This window comes from Microbacterium binotii (assembly GCF_021398715.1).
In the GTDB taxonomy this organism is placed as follows: domain Bacteria; phylum Actinomycetota; class Actinomycetes; order Actinomycetales; family Microbacteriaceae; genus Microbacterium; species Microbacterium binotii_A.
This window is the reverse complement of record NZ_CP090347.1, coordinates 457,977-475,885: the sequence shown is the minus strand read 5'-3', so window position 1 is coordinate 475,885 and position 17,909 is coordinate 457,977. Positions and strand designations below refer to the sequence as shown.

Here is a 17,909-nt window from a genome sequence, read left to right as displayed (position 1 = left end):
AGACGCGCGGGGCAGACTGGGGCCATGCGCATCCTGCTGAAGTTCGTCATCGACTGCGATCCGGATGCGGCCTGGCGCGCGCTGCACTCGCCGAGTGCCGTCGCCGAGCTCTACGGTCCCCTGATCGACATGCAGCCGCTCAGCCCGCTCCCGACCAGCTGGGAGAGCGGTCAGGATGTCGCCGTGGGACTCTTCGCCGGCGGCGTCCTGCCCCTCGGGACCCAGCTCATCTCGGTCAGCGATCGCGCGGTCGACGAGCTCCGCGGCCCCGTGCGGATCTTCCGCGACTCCGGGGCGCCGCTGACCGGCCCCCTCGCGTCGCTGGACATGTGGGACCACCAGATGGCCGTGAGCCCCGCGGGGTACGGCCGCACGCTCTGGCGCGAGCGGCTCGTGATCGAGGGCAGGACCGCCCCGCTGTTCTGGCCGGTGCTGTGGACGACCTGGCAGTGGCGGGCCTCCCGCATCCGCGCGCTCGCGCCCACGTGGGCCCACGACCCGGAAGCCACGGCCTCCGCCTGAGCGGGCCCGCACCCTCCGGCACGGACCCGCTCCCGGTTCAGGCCTCGGCGAGCGCCTCGATGGGGGCCACACGCGTGGCGAGCCGGGTCGGCACGACGGCCGCGACGAGGGTGAGCACGGTCGTCGCCGCGACGATCACGAGCACGGGGATCGGCGGGACGGCCGGGAGCACGAATGTCGGCTCGGGCGGGCGCGTGGGATCGATCGGCACGGAGCCGAGGAGGGACTGCGCGCCGGCCCAGCCGTAGACGATGCCCAGCAGCAGCCCGGTCGCGGTGGCCGCGATCGTGATGTGGGCGGCCTCACGCAGCACCATCGCACGCAGCTGCGCGTTCGAGACTCCCAGGGTGCGCAGCAGCCCCAGCTCGCGTCGCCGCTGCACGACGCCGAGCGTCAGCAGGTTGACCAGACCCACACCGGCGATGACAGCCGAGACCGCGACGAGTCCCATCATCACGGCGGAGAACGTGTCGAGCACACGCGACAGCTCGTCCGGCATCGATCCCCCGCCGGCGGCGGTCATGACCGCCTTCGTCGAGGCGATCGCGACGGCGAACATCGTGATGAGCGTGACACCCATGACGACACCGATCGCCATCCGACTCGACCGCTCGGGGTAGCGCAGGGCGTTCTGGGCGGCCAGGCGCGACATGGCAGAACGGCCGAAGATCGAGCCGACCAGGCGCAGAACGGGCGGCATCACGAGCGTCGCACCCAGCGCGAGGCCCGTGAACGACAGCACGCCGCCGAAGAAGGCGATGATGACGCCCGTGGGGCTGAGCAGCCCGTAGGCGATCCCGCCGCCGAGCAGGAGCACCCCCAGAACGAGGAGGGCGAGCGCGGTGACATTGCGTCCGGTGCGCCGTGCGGCGCGCGCGTAGGGCGCTTCCACGGAGCCGCCGAGCGCCTCGAGGGGCGTGACGGTCAGCACTCGCCGCGACCCCGCCCATGCGGCGGCCCACGTGGTGAGTGCGACGATCGCCGCCGGGACGACGAGCATCGGCTCCACCGGGGCGAAGGAGACGTCGAGTCCCAGGGCCCAGTCCGCCGCTCCGACGCCGATGATCGCGACCAGCGTTCCGCCGACGAGACCGACGAGCGCACCGATCGTCCCCACGATCAGACCCTGTCGCGCGAGCTCCGTGCGCTGTGAACGCGCCGATGCGCCGATGAGGCGCAGCAGCGCGATCCGCCGCGTCCGGCCGGCGACGACCGTGGCGAACGTGTTGGCCGTGACGACGCCCGCCACGTAGACCGCCACCCCCACCAGCAGGACGGTGAGGAAGCTGAGCACGAAGGCGAGCGTGCCGCTGTCGCCGATGTACGGGTCGGCTCGCAGGAGCGCCGCGATGTATCCGGTGGCGGAGATGAGGATGACCCCGAACGCCGTGGAGATGGCGGAGACGAGGATGCTGGCCCCCATGCCGCGCTCGCGCAGCCACGCGAGGGGTGCTGCGCCTCGCGCGGCTGCCGGCAGCGCCGCGGCGCTCACGCGACGGCTCCCTGCTCCGCGGCGAGCATGAAGGCGGCGATCTGCTCCGCGCTCTGCCCGCGGTGATCGGCGACGACACGACCGTCGCCGAGATAGATCACGCGGTCGGCGTGGCTCGCGGCGATCGGGTCGTGGGTGACCATCGCGATCGACTGTCCGTGCTCGCGGCTCGCGGCGCGCAGCAGTGCGAGCACCTCGCGTCCGGTGCGGGAGTCGAGGTTGCCGGTCGGCTCGTCGGCGAAGAGCAGATCGGGTGCCGTGGCGAGGGCGCGGGCGATGGCCACCCGCTGCTGCTGCCCGCCGCTGAGCTCGTGGGGCCGATGCGTCAGACGCGAGCGCAGCCCGAGCGTCTCGACGAGCATGTCGATCCGCGCACGCTCCATCGCCGACGGGCGACGGTCGTCCAGGTCGAAGGGGAGCGTGATGTTGCCGATGACGTCCAGCGTCGGCACGAGGTTGAAGGACTGGAACACGAAGCCGACTCGGCGGCGCCGCAGGACGGTCAGTTCGCGGTCGCCGAGGCCGGTGATGTCGGTGTCGCCGATCCACACGGATCCGCTCGTCGGGGCGTCGAGGCCGGCCATGATGTGCATCAGCGTCGACTTGCCGGAGCCGGAGGCTCCCATGATGGCGGTGAACTCGCCGCGACGGATGCCGACGGCGACGTCGTCGAGGGCGCGGACGGCGCCGGCGCCGCTGCCGTAGGTCTTCGTGAGCCGCGAGACGCGCGCGGCGAGGCCGAGTTCGCTGGAGGAGATGTGCATGTCTCCGACGCTATGGATCGGGCGGGATCGGCCGCGTCGCCCGCCCGGCGTATCCGCATCCTTCTGGCGGATGATTCGCCCGGACCGGGCGGGGTACGGGCGAAGGGGACGCCCGGCCCGAGGGGGCGTTCGGCGCCGGCAGCGCCGCACTTTTGCGCATCCGCGACAGGTGATCACTGTGGCAGGCGCGCAAAAGTGGCGCATCTGCGCAACTGCGACGCAACTCGGGCACCAGCGGGCGCACCCCGTAGGCGGGAGCGGAGGGTCAGACGAGGCCGTGCTCGAAGGCGAAGACGACGAGCTGCACGCGGTCGCGCAGGGCGAGCTTCGCGAGGATGCGGCTGATGTGCGTCTTCACGGTCGCCTCGGACAGGAACTCCCGCTCCGCGATCTCGGCGTTGGAGAGCCCGCGGGCGGCGAGCGCGAAGATCTCCCGCTCACGGTCGGTCAGCGCCTGCCAGGCCGGCGGCGCCGCGACGGCCGGAGGCGAGAACTGTGCGAACAGGTCGCGCGTGGCGCTCGCGGCGATGACGGCGGAGCCCGCGTGCACCGTGCGGATGGCGGCGAGGAGGAACTCGGGGTCCGCGTCCTTCAGCAGGAACCCGCTGGCCCCCTCTCGGATGGCGCGCGCCGCCGCCTCATCCAGATCGAAGGTCGTCAGCATCACGATGCGCGGTGCGTCGGCGTCGCGCAGCAGCTCCGCCGTGGCCGCAAGGCCGTCCAGGCGCGGCATCCGGATGTCCATCAGCACGACGTCGGGGCGCTCCCGGCGCACCACCTCGATGGCCTCGACGCCGTCGCCCGCCTCGCCCACGACACTCAGATCGGGCTGAGAATCCACCAGCATGCGGATGCCGGCGCGGAAGAGCGCCTGATCGTCGACCAGGACGACGCGCACCGCGGCACTCATGCCGCGGCCCCGATCGGCAGATGCGCGTCGACGAGGAAACCGCCCTCGGTGGCTCCGGCGAACAGCGTTCCACCGACCAGCTGCGCGCGCTCGCGCATGCCGACGACGCCGTGCCCGCCGGGGTCGTCGAGCGCCCGCTGCTGCTCTCGGGCCGGGGCACGCAGCGCGTTGCGCACGGTTGCTCGCACGTGATCACTCTGCCACGCGAGCCAGACCTCCACGGGGCCGTCGCCGTGCCGCAGGGCGTTGGTGAGCGCCTCCTGCAGGATGCGGAACACGGCCAGCTGCACGGCCGCCGGCACGTCCTGCGGCGGCACCGGCGCGATCTGCACCCGCAGATCCACGCCCGCCGCATGCACCTGGGCGAACAGGGCGTCGAGGTCCGCCAGCGTCGGCTGCGGCCCGGCCCCCTGCTGATGGCGCAGCTGCGTGAGCAGCAGGCGCACATCGGTCAGCGCGGAACGCGCGGTGGACGAGATCGTCCCGAGCGCGGTCGTGGCGGCGGCGGGGTCGGCCGCGGCCGCGTACCGTGCGCCGTCGGCCTGAGCGATCACCACCGCGAGGGAGTGCGCGACGATGTCGTGCATGTCGCGGGCGATCCGCATCCGCTCGGATTCGATCGCCACCTGCGCGCGCGCCGCGTCCCTCGCCTGCCGGGTCTCTCTGGCACGCGCCGCGGTGCGCACCAGCGCACCCGCCGTCCACGAGAGCCCGAGGGCGAACAACGCCGCCAGCATGACGAACACGGCCAGCGGCAGATTGCGCCAGTCCAGGCCCGAGGAGACCACGTAGGAGTTGACGAAGACGAGGTAGATCGCGATGGCCGCGGAGCCCGCGACAGCGGACGAGAAGCCGATCCAGAACAGCAGCCGCGTCCCGTAGGCGGCCGTCGCGTAGAGAACGACGAAGATCGCGACGTTGCTGAGCATGGGCTGCAGCCCCAGCGCCATCTGTGCGAGCGCGCTCACCCACGCGACGGCCAACGCCAGGAACGGCGAGAACCGGCGCAACCCCAGCGCCACCGCCATGCCGAGGGACACCAGCACGCCCCACACCTGATCGCCCGAGGACGGCGTGTAGAACAGGAAGCCCGTGACGCCGAAGAACCCGAACGCGAGGACGGCGTCGACGAGCCACTGCACGGGCGAGAGCTGGCGGAACACTCTGACACGCTACGCGGACGCCGGCGGCACCCGCATCCGTCCAGCGATGTATCCCGCGCTCAGCGCCCGCTCGCGCGTGCCGCCGCGGCGAGGGCGGCCGCCGCACCCTGGGCGTCACCGGGCGAGATGAGCCCCACCGTCACGCGCACATGGGGGGCGTGCGCCTCACCCGCCACGAACGGCGCCCCCGCGGCGACCACGATCCCGGCGGCGGCGAGCTCGACGAGGGCCGCGCGCTCATCGAGGACGGGCACCCACAGGTTGATCCCGTCCGGCGGCACGAGCGGGACACCCTCTCGCCGCAGCGCCCCCACCATCGCCTCCTGCCGGTCCCGGTAGGCGAGGCGGGCGCGCTTCACGGCCGCCACGGGATCCGGCCGGGTGAGCATGTCCAGCAGCACGCTCTGCAGCAGGCGCGACGTCCACCCCGGGCCCAGCATCCGGCGCGCGATCACGCGGTCCAGCACCCGAGCCGGGCCACCCATGGCGGCGATGCGCAGATCGGGCCCGTGGGACTTCGAGAAGCTGCGCACGTGGACGACCTGATCGGGCAGCCAGCGCGCGAGCGTCACCGCGGGCGCCATCGCGATGAGGCCGGAGTGGTCGTCCTCGACGACGAGCACCCGGTCGCCGTCGCGCGCCGCGCGGATCGCACCCGCGAGCTGCTGCGCCCGCATCGCGGTCATCGAGGCGCCGGTCGGGTTCTGCGCCCGCGGCTGCAGCAGCACCGCCGACGGATGCCGCGCGAGGGCCCGGGTGAGGGATGCGGGCACCATCCCCTCGTCGTCGACCTCGACCGGCACGGCCTCGGCGCCGAGAGCGTCCAACAGGTCGAAGAAGTAGGGGTAGCCGGGAGACTCGATCGCCACCCGGTCGCCGAAGCGCACGGTCTGTTCCATCACCCTCGCGATGCCGTCCATCGCGCCGTCGACGACCGTCAGCGTCTCCACCCGCGAGGGCCAGCTCTCCCGCAGCACGTCCGCGAGCTCGGGAAGGACCGGGACGTCGTGGTATCTCCCCGCCCCCGCCCGCAGATCGACGCGCTCGAACGCCGCGCGCAGGGGTGGCAGGAGGGCGGGGTCGGGCATGCCGGATGCCAGATCCCAGCCTGCGGGAGCCGCACCCGACAGGCCCTTCACGCGCGGGGTGAGCCAGGCCCGACGGGGCGCGCGCACGAAGCTCCCCGCCCTCCCCCTGGAGACGATGACGCCCGCGCGGGCGAGCGCCTGCCAGGCGGCGCTGACCGTCGCGGGGCTCACCGAGAGGGCCGCCGCGACCTCGCGCACCGTGGGCAGACGGTCGCCGGGGGCGAGCACGCCGTCGGTCACCAGACGTCCCAGTTCGCGGGCGATCCCCTCGGGACTGCGCTCACCGGCCGCGGCGATCCGTGCTCCGACCGGGTCTTTCGCCGATTCGCTCACGGGTGCACCATTAACCATCACGTCACAGGCTGAAACCGAAGAGAAATGTTCAGTCAGAAAGATAACAGAACGGGGATGACCCGCCGGAACCGCTCCGGTCCCCGTCGCTGCCAGGGTCCTCCACGAGAAACAACCGGGAGGCGACGATGACGACGGTACGCGCAGCGATCACGCAGACGACGTGGACGGGCGACAAGGCGTCCATGCTCGACAAGCACGAGCAGTTCGCTCGGGATGCGGCAGCCGCCGGCGCCCAGGTGATCTGCTTCCAGGAGCTGTTCTACGGCCCCTATTTCGGGATCACCCAGGACAAGAAGTACTACCGCTACGCGGAGCCTGTGGACGGACCCATCGTGCAGCGGTTCGCCGCCCTGGCGAAGGAGCTGTCGCTGGTGATGGTGCTCCCGATCTACGAGGAGCAGCAGACCGGCGTCTACTACAACACCGCCGTCGTGGTGGATGCGGACGGCTCGATCGCGGGCGTCTACCGCAAGAACCACATCCCGCACGTCGAGAAGTTCTGGGAGAAGTTCTACTTCCGTCCCGGAAACCTCGGCTACCCGGTCTTCGACACGGCGGTGGGCAAGGTCGGCGTCATCATCTGCTACGACCGCCACTTCCCTGAGGCATGGCGCGAGCTCGGCCTGAACGGCGCGCACCTCGCCTTCAACCCCAACGCGACCAAGCCCGGCCTGTCGAATCGCCTCTGGGAGGTCGAGCAGCCGGCCGCGGCCGTCGCGAACGGATACTTCGTGCTCGCGCCGAACCGCGTGGGCCGCGAGGACAACGAGTACGGCGACGAAGCCGTGACCTTCTACGGCAAGAGCCAGATCGTCGACCCGCGGGGCAACTACGTGGGCGAGCTCGGCTCGGGCGAGCACGAGGAGATCCTCATCCGCGATCTCGACATGGACCTCGTGCAGCAGATGCGCGACGACTGGCAGTTCTTCCGCGACCGCCGGCCCGACACCTACGACGAGATCACGGCCCCCTGAGAGGCGGAGCGATCATGACCACCACACTCATCACGGGCGGCACCGTCGTCTCCGCCACCGGCCGCGCGGCGGCCGACGTCCTCGTCGACGGCGAGCGGATCGTCGCGGTGCTCGCACCCGGCTCCCAGCTCCTGGGCAGCGATCTGACCGCATCCGTCGACACCGTCATCGACGCGACCGGCAGGTACGTCATCCCCGGGGGCATCGACGCCCACACCCACATGCAGCTGCCCTTCGGCGGCACGAGCGCGTCCGACACCTTCGAGACGGGCACGCGCGCCGCGGCCTGGGGCGGCACGACCACGATCGTGGACTTCGCGGTGCAGCGCACCGGCGAGCGCGTCCAGGACGGGCTCGCCCACTGGCACGAGCTCGCGGCGGGCAACTGCGCGATCGACTACGGGTTCCATCAGATCGTCGGCGGCGTGGATGCGGACGCTCTGGCGGCCCTGCCGGGACTCATCGACGAGGGCATCACGAGCTTCAAGATGTTCATGGCGTATCCCGGCGTCTTCTACGCGGACGACGCGCAGATCCTTCGCGCCATGCAGGTCGCCGCCGATACGGGCCTGCTCACGATGATGCACGCCGAGAACGGCCCCGTGATCGATGTGCTCGCCGAGCAGCTGGTGGAAGCCGGCAAGACCGACCCCTACTTCCACGGGATCGCTCGCGCGTGGCAGGCCGAGGAGGAGGCGACGCACCGTGCGATCATGCTCGCGAATCTCACCGGCGCACCGCTGTACGTCGTGCACGTGAGCGCGAAGCAGGCCGTCGAGCAGCTCGCCACCGCACGGGACAAGGGCCAGAACGTCTTCGGCGAGACGTGCCCGCAATACCTGTACCTCTCCCTGGAGGAGCAGTTGGGGGCCTCGAGCGAACAATGGGGGGCGTTCGAGGGTGCCAAGTGGGTCTGCTCCACACCGCTGCGGGCCCGGGCGGAGGGCCACCAGGACCACATGTGGCAGGCGCTGCGCACGAACGACCTGCAGATGGTGTCCACCGACCACTGCCCGTTCTGCATGAAGGGGCAGAAGGAACTCGGCCTCGGCGACTTCCGCGCGATCCCCAACGGCATCGGATCGGTCGAGCACCGCATGGACCTCATGTACCAGGGCGTCGTGACCGGCGAGATCACTCTCGAACGCTGGGTGGAGCTGACCAGCACGACCCCGGCGCGCATGTTCGGGATGTACGGCCAGAAGGGCGTCATCGCGCCCGGCGCGGATGCGGACATCGTGATCTACGACCCCCAGGGACACACATCGATCGGAGTCGACAAGACCCACCACATGAACATGGACCATTCCGCATGGGAGGGCTTCGAGGTCGACGGCCACGTCGACACGGTCATCGCGCGCGGCAAGGTCGTCGTCGACGCTGGCCGGTACCTGGGGCGGGCCGGCGACGGCCGGTTCGTCAAGCGCGGCCTGAGCCAGTACCTGATCTGATGCGCGCGCTCCGTCCCGGCTCCCCGGCCCTGCTCACCGACCGGAAGGTGTGACCCATGGACTTCGGCGTCGTCCTGCAGACCAACCCGCCCGCATCCCGCACCGTGCAGCTGTCGCAGCTTGCGGAGGCGCACGGCTTCAGCCACGTGTGGACCTTCGACTCGCACCTGCTGTGGGAGGAACCCTACGTGGTGCACTCCGCCATCCTGAACGCGACCAAGCGCATCACGGTCGGCCCCTTCGTGACCAACCCGGCCACCCGCGACTGGACGGTGACCGCATCCGTGTTCGCGACGCTCAACGAGATGTACGGCAACCGGACGATCTGCGGGATCGGACGCGGGGACTCGGCCGTGCGCGTGACGAACGGCAAGCCGGTCTCGATGTCCGAGCTGCGCGAGTCGATCCACGTCATCCGGGAGCTGGCCAACTCTCGTCCCGTCGAGTACAAAGGCGCGACGCTGCAGTTCCCCTGGAGCCGTGGGTCGGCGCTCGACGTCTGGGTCGCCGCCTACGGTCCGCTCGCGCTGAAGCTGACCGGGGAGGTCGGCGACGGCTTCATCCTGCAGCTGGCCGACCTCGACATCGCGAGCTGGATGATCAAGGTCGTCAAGGATGCCGCCGCCGCTGCCGGTCGCGACCCCGACAGCATCGCGTTCTGCGTCGCAGCCCCCATGTACATCGGCGAGGACCGGCAGCACATGCGCGACCAGTGCCGGTGGTTCGGCGGCATGGTCGGCAACCACGTCGCCGACATCGTCGCCAAGTACGGCACGTCGGGCGAGGTTCCGCAGGCGCTCACCGACTACATCGCGGGACGCACCGGCTACGACTACAACAGCCACGGCAGGGCGGCCAACGACCACGTCGACTTCGTGCCGGACGAGATCGTCGACCGGTTCTGCCTGCTCGGCACCGCCGAGGAGCACATCGCCAAGCTCGAGGCACTGCGGGAGATCGGGGTCACCCAGTTCGCGGGCTACCTGCAGCACGACAACAAGGAGGAGACGATGCGCGTGTACGGCGAGCGCGTCATCCCCGCCCTGACCGAGCACATCACGGCGAAGCGATGAGGACGCGCCGCGCGGCCGCCGCGTTCTGGGGCGTGGTGGGCGTCGCGGCCGTCATCGCCCTCTGGGAGCTCTACAAGTTCCTGGGGCCCGCTGAGGGGGTCACGATCGCCGGCGACGGCTCCACGGGCAGCGGCGTCATGATCCTCCCGCGCACCCACGACCGCGCGATGCCGCACGTCTGGGAGATGGTCGCACGACTGTTCGCCTCGACGAGCGGCGGCGACACCCCGCCGCTGTGGGTGTCGGTCGTGTCGGCGGGAGGCGTCACGCTCGGCATCGCGGCGGCGGGATGGGTGATCGGCGTCCTCGTCGGCGGCGTCCTCGCGATCGCGATGCAGCGCTGGCGGCTCGTCGAATGGGGCCTGCTGCCCTGGATCGTGGTCAGTCAGACCGTGCCGTTGATCGCGTTCGCACCCGTCGTGAACGCCCTCGGAGGGCAGCTGGCGCGCGAGGGGATCCCCTGGCCGCAGTGGCTGTCCGTCGCCGTCATCGCCTCCTACCTCGCCTTCTTCCCGGTCGCGATCGGCATGCTCCGCGGCCTGCAGGCACCCGACAGCATCCACGTCGATCTCCTCCGCACGTACGCAGCGGGCTACGGGACGACGCTCTGGCGACTGCGGCTGCCCGCGGCGGTGCCCTATCTGCTGCCGGCAATGAGACTTGCGGCCGCGGCTGCGGTCGTCGGGGCGGTGGTCGCGGAGGTGTCCATCGGCATGCGCGGAGGAATCGGACGCATGCTCATCCAGCTCGCCGGTCAGGCATCGTCCGATCCGGCCGCGCCCTGGGGCCCCACCTTCGGCACGATCGCGCTCGGGCTCGTCGCCGCAGCATCCGTGGCCCTCGTGGGCGCCGGGCTCAAGAACTACCGCAGAGGCGAGGAGACCGCATGACGACCGCACCCGCCGTCCGCGCCGCAGGCGTGGGCAAGATCTTCCCGACCCGGACCGGCGATGTCATCGCGCTCACCGATGTCGATCTCGACGTCGCGCCGGGCGAGTTCGTCTCGCTGATCGGCCCTTCCGGATGCGGCAAGTCGACGCTGCTGCGCCTGATCGCCGACCTCGACGCCGCCACCGCGGGCACCCTCGAGATCTTCGGCAAGCCGGCCGTCACCGCGCGGCTCGACCAGGACTACGGCATGGCGTTCCAGCAGGCGGGGCTGCTCCCGTGGCGCACGATCGCCGAGAACATCGCCCTTCCCCTGGAGATCCAGCGGGTGACGAAGGCGGAGCGCGCGGCGCGGGTTGCCGAGCTCGCCGAACTGGTCGGCTTGACCGACTTCATGCAGCGCTACCCCGACCAGCTCTCGGGCGGGATGCAGCAGCGCGTCGCGATCGCCCGCTCCCTCGCCGCACGACCCAAGCTGCTGCTCATGGACGAGCCGTTCGGAGCGCTCGACGAGATGACGCGTGAGCGGTTGCAGGCGGAGCTGACCCGCATCGCGGCCGAGACCGGCGCGGCCGTCGTCTTCGTGACGCACTCGATCCCGGAGGCGGTGTTCCTCTCCGATCGGGTCGTCGTGATGAGTCCCCGCCCCGGGCGCATCACGACCGTCATCCCGACACGTTTCGACCGTGTCCGCGACGAGGCGCTGCGCGAGTCGACCGAGTACTTCGCGAAGGTCACCGAGGTGCGCGAGGCCCTGCATGGAACGCCGGCGACCAGGGCGAACGAAAGATGAGCACGGCGAGAGTCGATCGCCGGCTGCCCTCATGGCTCCGGGTCGCAGCCCCCGCAGGCGTCGCCCTGATCGGGCTGGTGGCGTGGGTGCTCGTCGTCGATGTCGCCGATGCGGCACCGCGGATGCTCCCGAGCCCGATCGCCATCCTCGAGGAATTCTTCACCCGCTGGTCGATCATCGCGCCCGACATGGCGATCACCGGGACCAACGCTCTCGTGGGCCTCGTCGCCGGAACCGTGCTGGCGATCCTCCTGGCCGCACTGGCCGCATCCGCCAAACCGATCGACGGGATGCTCGCGCCTCTCGTCGCGGCGCTCGCCGTCATCCCGATCGTCGCGCTCACCCCCATCCTGAACACGATGTTCGGGGCCTCGAGCCAGTTCGGGCGTCAGGCCGTGGCGACCATCGCGGCCTTCGTCCCCGTGTTCGTCAACGTGCTGCGCGGGCTTCGCCAGACGCGGCCGGTGCAACGGGACCTGCTGCGCGCAGCGGCGGCATCCCGGTCCCAGACCTTCCGGTTCCTGACGCTGCCGACCGCGCTGCCGTATCTGATGTCCGGGATCCGCATCGCCGCGTCGCTCGCGGTGATCTCCGCCCTGGTGGCGGAGTACTTCGGCGGCCCTGCCGACGGCATCGGAACCGCCATCGCGAGCTATGCGAAGTCGGGCCGCGCAGCGCTCGCGTGGGCGTTCGTGCTCGGCGGCATCCTCATCGGTCTTCTCTTCTTCCTCGTGACGAGTCTCCTGGAGCGACTGTCGACGAGGCGGGCCCCGGTCTGACCGGAGGCGTTCCATCGCACCACCCGGCACCACCGAACCCGAAAGGAACAGCATGAGACACAGCATTCGACGCACCCTCGTCGCCGTATCCGCCGTCGGCATCGCCTCGATGGCGCTGGCTGCCTGCGCAGGCGGCGGATCCGACACGCCGGCCGCCTCCGATGACACCGAGGTCGAGCCGCTCACCTCGATCAAGCTGCAGCTGCAGTGGCTGCCCCAGGCCCAGTTCGCGGGGTACTACGTCGCTCTCGACCAGGGCTACTTCGAGGAAGAGGGCTTCGACGACGTCGAGATCGTGCCGTCCGGCGGCGACATCGTCCCGCAGGACGCCCTGGTCGCCGGCGACGTCGACTTCGCCGTCGCCTGGGTGCCCAAGGTGCTCGGCACCCTCGAAGCGACCGGCGCCGAGCTCACGGACATCGCGCAGGTGTTCCAGAAGTCCGGCACCCTGCAGGTCTCCTGGGCCGACAGCGGCATCGATTCCGTGGCCGACTTCGAAGGCAAGCGCATCGGCTCATGGGGCTTCGGCAACGAGTGGGAGATCTTCGCCGCCATGGCCGCGGACGACCTCGATTCCACCTCCGTCTCGATCACGACGCAGGACTTCAGCATGAACGCGCTGCTCGACGGCGACGTGGATGCGGCGCAGGCGATGACCTACAACGAGTGGGCGCAGGTGCTCGAAGTCGTGAACCCCGCGACCGGCAAGCTCTACCAGCCGGAGGACTTCGACGTCATCTCCTACGAGGACACCGAGGGCGCCATGCTCCAGGACGCCCTCTGGGCCGACACCGCGCGCCTCGCCGACGACCCCGCCTACGCGGACGCCGCCGTGCGGTTCCTGAAGGCGGTCACGAAGGGATGGATCTTCGCGCGCGACAACCCCGAAGAGGCGGCGTCGATCACGTACGACGCGGCGATCAACGCGGAGGCGGCATTCCCGGTCGGACCGGTGCACCAGCTGTGGCAGATGAACGAGGTGAACAAGCTCATCTGGACCGATGACGCCTTCGGCGTCGTGAACGAGGATGCGTGGAAGAAGACGGTCGCCGGCGCCCTCAAGGCGGTCAACCAGGACGGCCTGAACCTCATCACCGAGGAGCCCGCCGACACGGCGTACAGCAACGAGTACATCGAGAAGGCGTTGCAGGAACTCGAAGCCGAGGGGGTCGCGGTCGACGGGACGTACACGCCCATCGACGTGACGCTCACCGAAGGCGGTAAGTAGGATCCGCGGTGGGGGCGACGCGCGCGTCGCCCCCACCGCTCATCGAAGGAGAAGAGCATGACCACCGATCTCGACCGCCGCGCCTGGGAACTCGACCGCGCCCACGTGTTCCATTCCTGGTCGGCGCAGGCGGGGCTCGATCCGCTCGTCATCGCGGGCGGACAGGGCACCCGCGTCTGGGATCATGCCGGCACCCGCTACCTCGACTTCTCGAGCCAGCTCGTGAACGTCAACATCGGCCACCAGCATCCGGCCGTCGTCGAGGCGATCGCGCGGCAGGCGGAACTGCTCACGACGATCGCGCCGTCCACGGCGAACCTCACGCGGGGCGAGGCGGCCGAACGCATCATCGCGCGGGCCCCCGAGGGGTTCCACAAGGTGTTCTTCACGAACGGCGGTGCCGACGCGAACGAGAACGCGATCCGTATGGCGCGTCTCGTGACCGGCCGCGACAAGGTGCTCTCGCGCTACCGCTCCTACCACGGCAACACCGGGGCCGCCATCGTGGCCACCGGCGACTGGCGCCGTATCCCGAACGAGTACGCACGAGGACACGTGCACGTCTTCGGCCCCTACCTCTACCGTTCGGAGTTCTGGGCGACCACCCCCGAGGAGGAATGCGCCCGCGCCCTCCACCACCTGGAGCGCGTCGTACAGGCCGAGGGGGAGGCCACGATCGCCGCCATCCTGCTGGAGTCGGTGCCGGGCACCGCGGGCGTGCTCGTGCCGCCGCCGGGCTATCTCGCCGGAGTACGCGAGATCTGCGACCGCTACGGCATCATGCTGATCCTCGACGAGGTGATGGCGGGGTTCGGCCGCACCGGCCGCTGGTTCGCCTTCGAGGGCCACGACGTCGTGCCCGATCTCATCACCTTCGCCAAGGGCGTGAACTCGGGGTACGTCCCGGTGGGTGGCGTCATCATCTCGGACCCGATCGCGGCCGCCTTCGACGAACGCGTCTTCCCGGGCGGCCTCACCTACTCCGGCCATCCGCTGGCGGCGGCATCCATCGTCGCGACCCTCGACGCGATGGATGCGGAGGGTATCGTCGAGAACGCGGCGCGCATCGGGCGCGATGTTCTGGGCCCCGCGCTGCACGCGCTCTCCGAGAAGCACGACGTGATCGGCGAAGTGCGCGGCGAGGGCGTGTTCTGGGCGCTCGAGCTGGTCGCCGACCGCGCGACTCGGGAGCCCCTCGCCGCCTCCGCGATGGGCGCGCTCAAGAAGGACCTCATCGGGCGCGGGCTGCTCCCGTTCGTGCAGGACAACCGCATCCACGTCGTTCCGCCGTGCGTCGTGACCGACGAGGATGTGATGGAGGCCATCGGCATCTACGACGCTGCTCTCGCGGCCCTCTGATCCCCACCCACGACGACGTGACAGGAGAAACGACATGACTCACACCCTCGGACACTGGGTATCGGGAAGCGACTGGGACGGAGCCTCCGAGCGCACGGCCCCGGTCTACAACCCCGCACGGGGCACGGTCACGAAGCAGGTGCGTCTGGCGAGCACCGCGGATGTGGATGCGGCCGTGGCCGCCACCGTGGCCGCCTGGCCGAGCTGGCGCGACGCCTCGATCGCCAAGCGCACGTCCGTGCTGTTCGCGTTCCGAGAGTTGCTGAACGCCCGTAAGCAGGAGCTGGCCGAGATCCTCACCGCCGAGCACGGCAAGGTGCTCTCCGACGCACTCGGCGAGATCGCGCGCGGCCTCGAGGTCGTCGACTTCGCCTGCGGCGTCGGCCAGTTGCTCAAGGGCACGTACTCCGAGAACGTCTCCACCGACGTCGACGTGTACACGCTGCGTCAGCCGGTGGGCGTGGTGGGCGTCATCAGCCCCTTCAACTTCCCCGCCATGGTGCCGCTCTGGTTCCTGCCGATCGCGCTCGCGGCCGGCAACGCGGTGGTCCTCAAACCCAGCGAGAAGGACCCTTCCGCGTCCATCTGGCTCGCGCGTCTGTTCGCCGAGGCGGGGCTGCCCGAGGGAGTGCTGACGGTCGTCAACGGCGACAAGGAGGCGGTCGACGCCCTCCTCGTTCACCCCGACATCCGCTCGATCTCGTTCGTCGGCTCCACGCCCATCGCGCAGTACATCTACGCGACCGCGGCCGCCGCGGGCAAGCGCGTCCAGGCGCTCGGCGGCGCGAAGAACCACATGCTCGTGCTGCCCGACGCCGACCTCGACCTCGCCGCGGATGCCGCGGTCAACGCGGGCTTCGGCTCGGCCGGCGAGCGCTGCATGGCGGTCTCCGTGATCCTGGCGGTGGATGCGGTCGCCGACGCGCTCGTCGCCAAGATCACCGAGCGGATGTCGACGCTGCGCACCGGAGACGGCACCCGCGGCTGCGACATGGGGCCGCTCATCACCCGCGAGCACCGCGACAAGGTCGCCGGCTACCTGGATCAGGCCGCGTCCGACGGCGCCACGGTCGTGGTCGACGGGCGGGGCATCGAGGTCGACGGCGACGCGGACGGGTTCTGGCTGGGCCCCTCGCTCATCGACCGCGTGCCGCGGGAGTCCGCCGTCTACCGCGACGAGATCTTCGGCCCCGTCCTCTCGATCGTGCGCGTGAGCGGCTATGAGGAGGCGGTCGACATCATCAACGCCTCGCCCTACGGCAACGGCACCGCGATCTTCACGAACGACGGCGGCGCCGCCCGCCGCTTCCAGCGCGAGGTGCAGGTGGGGATGATCGGCGTCAACGTGCCCATCCCCGTGCCGGTCGCCTACCACTCGTTCGGCGGGTGGAAAGCGTCCCTGTTCGGCGATGCGAAGGCCTACGGCACCTACGGCGTCTCGTTCTTCACCCAGGAGAAGGCGATCACGAGCCGCTGGCTGGACCCCTCGCACGGCGGTCTCAACCTGGGGTTCCCGCAGAACGCCTGAGCGCGCATCGCCCGCGGCCCGCGTAGCCTGTTCGCACCATCACCACGCCGCATCCGCGGCCGACTTCGACGATCGGAGGTTCCCATGTCCATCGACGCCGCCCACCCCTCCCGTGAGCTCAAGGCGATCATCGGCGAGCCCGAGGTCGTCGAGGACGCCGCGGGCCTCGCGGTCGGCGTGGAGGACGATCCTGCCTGGCTCGACCTGAAGGACGCCGCCGTCGCGCTGCAGGGCATGCAGGCCAAGGACGGATCGGTACCCGAGGCGGAAGACCGGACGGCCGCGCGCGTGGAAGTCGAGCGGATCGTCGCGGCCGTGCAGGAGCTCGCTCCGCGCTTCCCGCACGACGCCGACTACCTCCAGGCCCTCGTCGGCGACTTCCTGCGCTGGTCGGCGGAGGACTTCGGCGTGCCGGACTTCTTCGACGCGCTCGTCGCCTTCCAGCCGCAGCAGCATCGCGTGGACGGGATGCGCCACCTCGTCGTGTTCCCGATGTACACGCAGAACGGCTCACCGAACCGCTACATCGAGGCGGTGCTCGTCGAAGTCATCTGGCCCGAGTTCATCGCCCAGCTCGAGACGGAGTACACGAACGCCCTGTTCGTCTCGCTCCGGCTGGTGGACTTCACGCCGGGCTACGACACGAACTCGGCCGTGCTGTTCCCCGAGACCGTGTCGATGCGGGAGGTGCCCGCCTTCACGTGGGGGGCGATCTTCCAGGACCGCGAAGCGGCGCGCTACCGCAGAGTGGTCGCGGCCGCATCCGAGATCACGAAGCTCGAGCTGCCCGAGGACGCGGCACGGATGCTGACGGACCAGGCGCTCACCGAGCAGACCTTCGTGATGTGGGATCTCATCCACGACCGCACCCACATGCGCGGCGACCTGCCGTTCGACCCGTTCATGATCAAGCAGCGCATGCCGTACTTCCTGTACTCGCTGGAGGAGCTGCGGTGCGATCTGACCGCGTTCCGCGAGTGCGTGCTGATCCGCCGACGCCTCGACGAGCGGGTCGCCGCCGGTGAGCAGCTGAGCGAGGTCGACGAGCGGATGCAGGAGCACGCCGGACTCGTGCTGTACGCGGTGCTCTTCGATCGCATCTTCCGCTTCGCGATCACGGGCACCAGGGTGCGCAACTACGACGGGCTCGGCGGCCAGCTGCTGTTCGCGTGGCTGCACCGCCGCGGCGTGCTGCACTGGACGGACACCCGGCTGCGCATCGACTGGGATCAGGTTCCGGATGCGGTCGTGGCACTGGCGGATGCGATCGACGAGCTGTACTGGCGTTCGATCGACCGCCCGAAGACGGCGCACTGGCTGGCGGCGTACGAGCTCGTGAGCTCGGTCGTCACCCCGCATCCGGCCTCGGTGTGGGCGCGGGGCCTCCCGGACGAGGTGCTGTCCGGCCCGCCCGCCGGCTTCACCGATCAGGTGCTGACCGACGAGTTCCCGCTGTCGATGTTCTACGAGGCGCTGGAGAAGAAGATGCGGGACGTCATCGCCTCCACCGCCGGCATCCGCGCCGCCGACTGACCTGCCGTAG

General features: G+C 70.4%; 16 protein-coding genes. 11 read left to right on the top strand and 5 right to left on the bottom strand.

Annotated features, from left to right (window positions below):
- Window positions 1-24: 24 nt before the first annotated feature.
- The gene (locus tag LXM64_RS02415; protein ID WP_234074488.1) at window positions 25-522 is read left to right on the top strand and encodes a hypothetical protein; all 498 of its coding nucleotides are present in this window, start codon (window positions 25-27) and stop codon (window positions 520-522) included.
- 37 nt (window positions 523-559) lie between these two features.
- Here the strand turns inward: LXM64_RS02415 and LXM64_RS02410 are convergent, their stop codons facing one another.
- The 5 genes from LXM64_RS02410 to LXM64_RS02390 all read right to left on the bottom strand — a co-directional run bounded on the left by LXM64_RS02410 (window position 560) and on the right by LXM64_RS02390 (window position 6,272).
- Window positions 560-1,945, bottom strand: coding sequence for an ABC transporter permease (locus LXM64_RS02410; protein ID WP_234075515.1), 1,386 nt, complete (start codon window positions 1,943-1,945; stop codon window positions 560-562).
- A gap of 65 nt (window positions 1,946-2,010) precedes the next feature.
- Window positions 2,011-2,778, bottom strand: a complete 768-nt coding sequence (locus LXM64_RS02405) for an ABC transporter ATP-binding protein (RefSeq protein ID WP_137418083.1) — start codon at window positions 2,776-2,778, stop codon at window positions 2,011-2,013.
- A gap of 265 nt (window positions 2,779-3,043) precedes the next feature.
- The gene (locus LXM64_RS02400; protein WP_234074487.1) at window positions 3,044-3,688 is read right to left on the bottom strand and encodes a response regulator; all 645 of its coding nucleotides are present in this window, start codon (window positions 3,686-3,688) and stop codon (window positions 3,044-3,046) included.
- A complete protein-coding gene (locus tag LXM64_RS02395) occupies window positions 3,685-4,851 on the bottom strand; it encodes a sensor histidine kinase (RefSeq protein WP_234074486.1) in 1,167 nt (388 codons plus the stop codon). Before LXM64_RS02395 ends, LXM64_RS02400 begins: the two co-directional genes overlap by 4 nt.
- Window positions 4,852-4,910: 59 nt before the next feature.
- Window positions 4,911-6,272 carry a PLP-dependent aminotransferase family protein gene (locus tag LXM64_RS02390; protein ID WP_234074485.1) on the bottom strand — a complete coding sequence of 454 codons (1,362 nt, stop codon included), beginning with the start codon at window positions 6,270-6,272 and terminating at the stop codon, window positions 4,911-4,913.
- Window positions 6,273-6,418: 146 nt separating this feature from the next.
- Here LXM64_RS02390 and LXM64_RS02385 point away from each other — a divergent pair, with 146 nt between their 5' ends.
- From LXM64_RS02385 to LXM64_RS02340, 10 genes are all read left to right on the top strand, one after another.
- The gene (locus LXM64_RS02385; protein ID WP_234074484.1) at window positions 6,419-7,267 is read left to right on the top strand and encodes a nitrilase-related carbon-nitrogen hydrolase; all 849 of its coding nucleotides are present in this window, start codon (window positions 6,419-6,421) and stop codon (window positions 7,265-7,267) included.
- A gap of 14 nt (window positions 7,268-7,281) precedes the next feature.
- Entirely contained in the window at window positions 7,282-8,718 is a 1,437-nt protein-coding gene (gene hydA / locus LXM64_RS02380; RefSeq protein ID WP_234074483.1) for a dihydropyrimidinase, read from the top strand.
- Window positions 8,719-8,774: 56 nt separating this feature from the next.
- Window positions 8,775-9,791: a TIGR03842 family LLM class F420-dependent oxidoreductase gene (locus LXM64_RS02375; RefSeq protein ID WP_234074482.1), complete on the top strand. Its 1,017-nt coding sequence runs from the start codon at window positions 8,775-8,777 to the stop codon at window positions 9,789-9,791.
- A complete protein-coding gene (locus LXM64_RS02370; protein WP_234074481.1) occupies window positions 9,788-10,681 on the top strand; it encodes an ABC transporter permease in 894 nt (297 codons plus the stop codon). The genes LXM64_RS02375 and LXM64_RS02370 overlap by 4 nt, the downstream gene beginning before the upstream one ends.
- A complete protein-coding gene (locus LXM64_RS02365; protein WP_234074480.1) occupies window positions 10,678-11,472 on the top strand; it encodes an ABC transporter ATP-binding protein in 795 nt (264 codons plus the stop codon). The genes LXM64_RS02370 and LXM64_RS02365 overlap by 4 nt, the downstream gene beginning before the upstream one ends.
- Window positions 11,469-12,251 carry an ABC transporter permease gene (locus LXM64_RS02360; RefSeq protein WP_234074479.1) on the top strand — a complete coding sequence of 261 codons (783 nt, stop codon included), beginning with the start codon at window positions 11,469-11,471 and terminating at the stop codon, window positions 12,249-12,251. Before LXM64_RS02365 ends, LXM64_RS02360 begins: the two co-directional genes overlap by 4 nt.
- 52 nt (window positions 12,252-12,303) lie before the next feature.
- Window positions 12,304-13,479 carry an ABC transporter substrate-binding protein gene (locus tag LXM64_RS02355; protein ID WP_234074478.1) on the top strand — a complete coding sequence of 392 codons (1,176 nt, stop codon included), beginning with the start codon at window positions 12,304-12,306 and terminating at the stop codon, window positions 13,477-13,479.
- 57 nt (window positions 13,480-13,536) lie between these two features.
- Window positions 13,537-14,838, top strand: coding sequence for an aspartate aminotransferase family protein (locus LXM64_RS02350; protein ID WP_234074477.1), 1,302 nt, complete (start codon window positions 13,537-13,539; stop codon window positions 14,836-14,838).
- Between the two features lie 34 nt (window positions 14,839-14,872).
- Window positions 14,873-16,366: a CoA-acylating methylmalonate-semialdehyde dehydrogenase gene (locus LXM64_RS02345; protein ID WP_234074476.1), complete on the top strand. Its 1,494-nt coding sequence runs from the start codon at window positions 14,873-14,875 to the stop codon at window positions 16,364-16,366.
- Window positions 16,367-16,450: 84 nt separating this feature from the next.
- Entirely contained in the window at window positions 16,451-17,899 is a 1,449-nt protein-coding gene (locus tag LXM64_RS02340; RefSeq protein ID WP_234074475.1) for a DUF6421 family protein, read from the top strand.
- The last annotated feature ends 10 nt before the right edge of the window (window positions 17,900-17,909 follow it).

Excerpts from the sequence above, each read along its gene's own strand:
- LXM64_RS02415 (WP_234074488.1), top strand. The coding sequence starts at position 25 with ATGCGCATCCTGCTGAAGTTCGTCATCGACTGCGATCCGGATGCGGCC.
- LXM64_RS02410 (WP_234075515.1), bottom strand. The coding sequence starts at position 1,945 with ATGGGGGCCAGCATCCTCGTCTCCGCCATCTCCACGGCGTTCGGGGTC.
- LXM64_RS02405 (WP_137418083.1), bottom strand. The coding sequence starts at position 2,778 with ATGCACATCTCCTCCAGCGAACTCGGCCTCGCCGCGCGCGTCTCGCGG.
- LXM64_RS02400 (WP_234074487.1), bottom strand. The coding sequence starts at position 3,688 with ATGAGTGCCGCGGTGCGCGTCGTCCTGGTCGACGATCAGGCGCTCTTC.
- LXM64_RS02385 (WP_234074484.1), top strand. The coding sequence starts at position 6,419 with ATGACGACGGTACGCGCAGCGATCACGCAGACGACGTGGACGGGCGAC.
- hydA (WP_234074483.1), top strand. The coding sequence starts at position 7,282 with ATGACCACCACACTCATCACGGGCGGCACCGTCGTCTCCGCCACCGGC.
- LXM64_RS02375 (WP_234074482.1), top strand. The coding sequence starts at position 8,775 with ATGGACTTCGGCGTCGTCCTGCAGACCAACCCGCCCGCATCCCGCACC.
- LXM64_RS02370 (WP_234074481.1), top strand. The coding sequence starts at position 9,788 with ATGAGGACGCGCCGCGCGGCCGCCGCGTTCTGGGGCGTGGTGGGCGTC.
- LXM64_RS02365 (WP_234074480.1), top strand. The coding sequence starts at position 10,678 with ATGACGACCGCACCCGCCGTCCGCGCCGCAGGCGTGGGCAAGATCTTC.
- LXM64_RS02360 (WP_234074479.1), top strand. The coding sequence starts at position 11,469 with ATGAGCACGGCGAGAGTCGATCGCCGGCTGCCCTCATGGCTCCGGGTC.
- LXM64_RS02355 (WP_234074478.1), top strand. The coding sequence starts at position 12,304 with ATGAGACACAGCATTCGACGCACCCTCGTCGCCGTATCCGCCGTCGGC.
- LXM64_RS02350 (WP_234074477.1), top strand. The coding sequence starts at position 13,537 with ATGACCACCGATCTCGACCGCCGCGCCTGGGAACTCGACCGCGCCCAC.
- LXM64_RS02345 (WP_234074476.1), top strand. The coding sequence starts at position 14,873 with ATGACTCACACCCTCGGACACTGGGTATCGGGAAGCGACTGGGACGGA.
- LXM64_RS02340 (WP_234074475.1), top strand. The coding sequence starts at position 16,451 with ATGTCCATCGACGCCGCCCACCCCTCCCGTGAGCTCAAGGCGATCATC.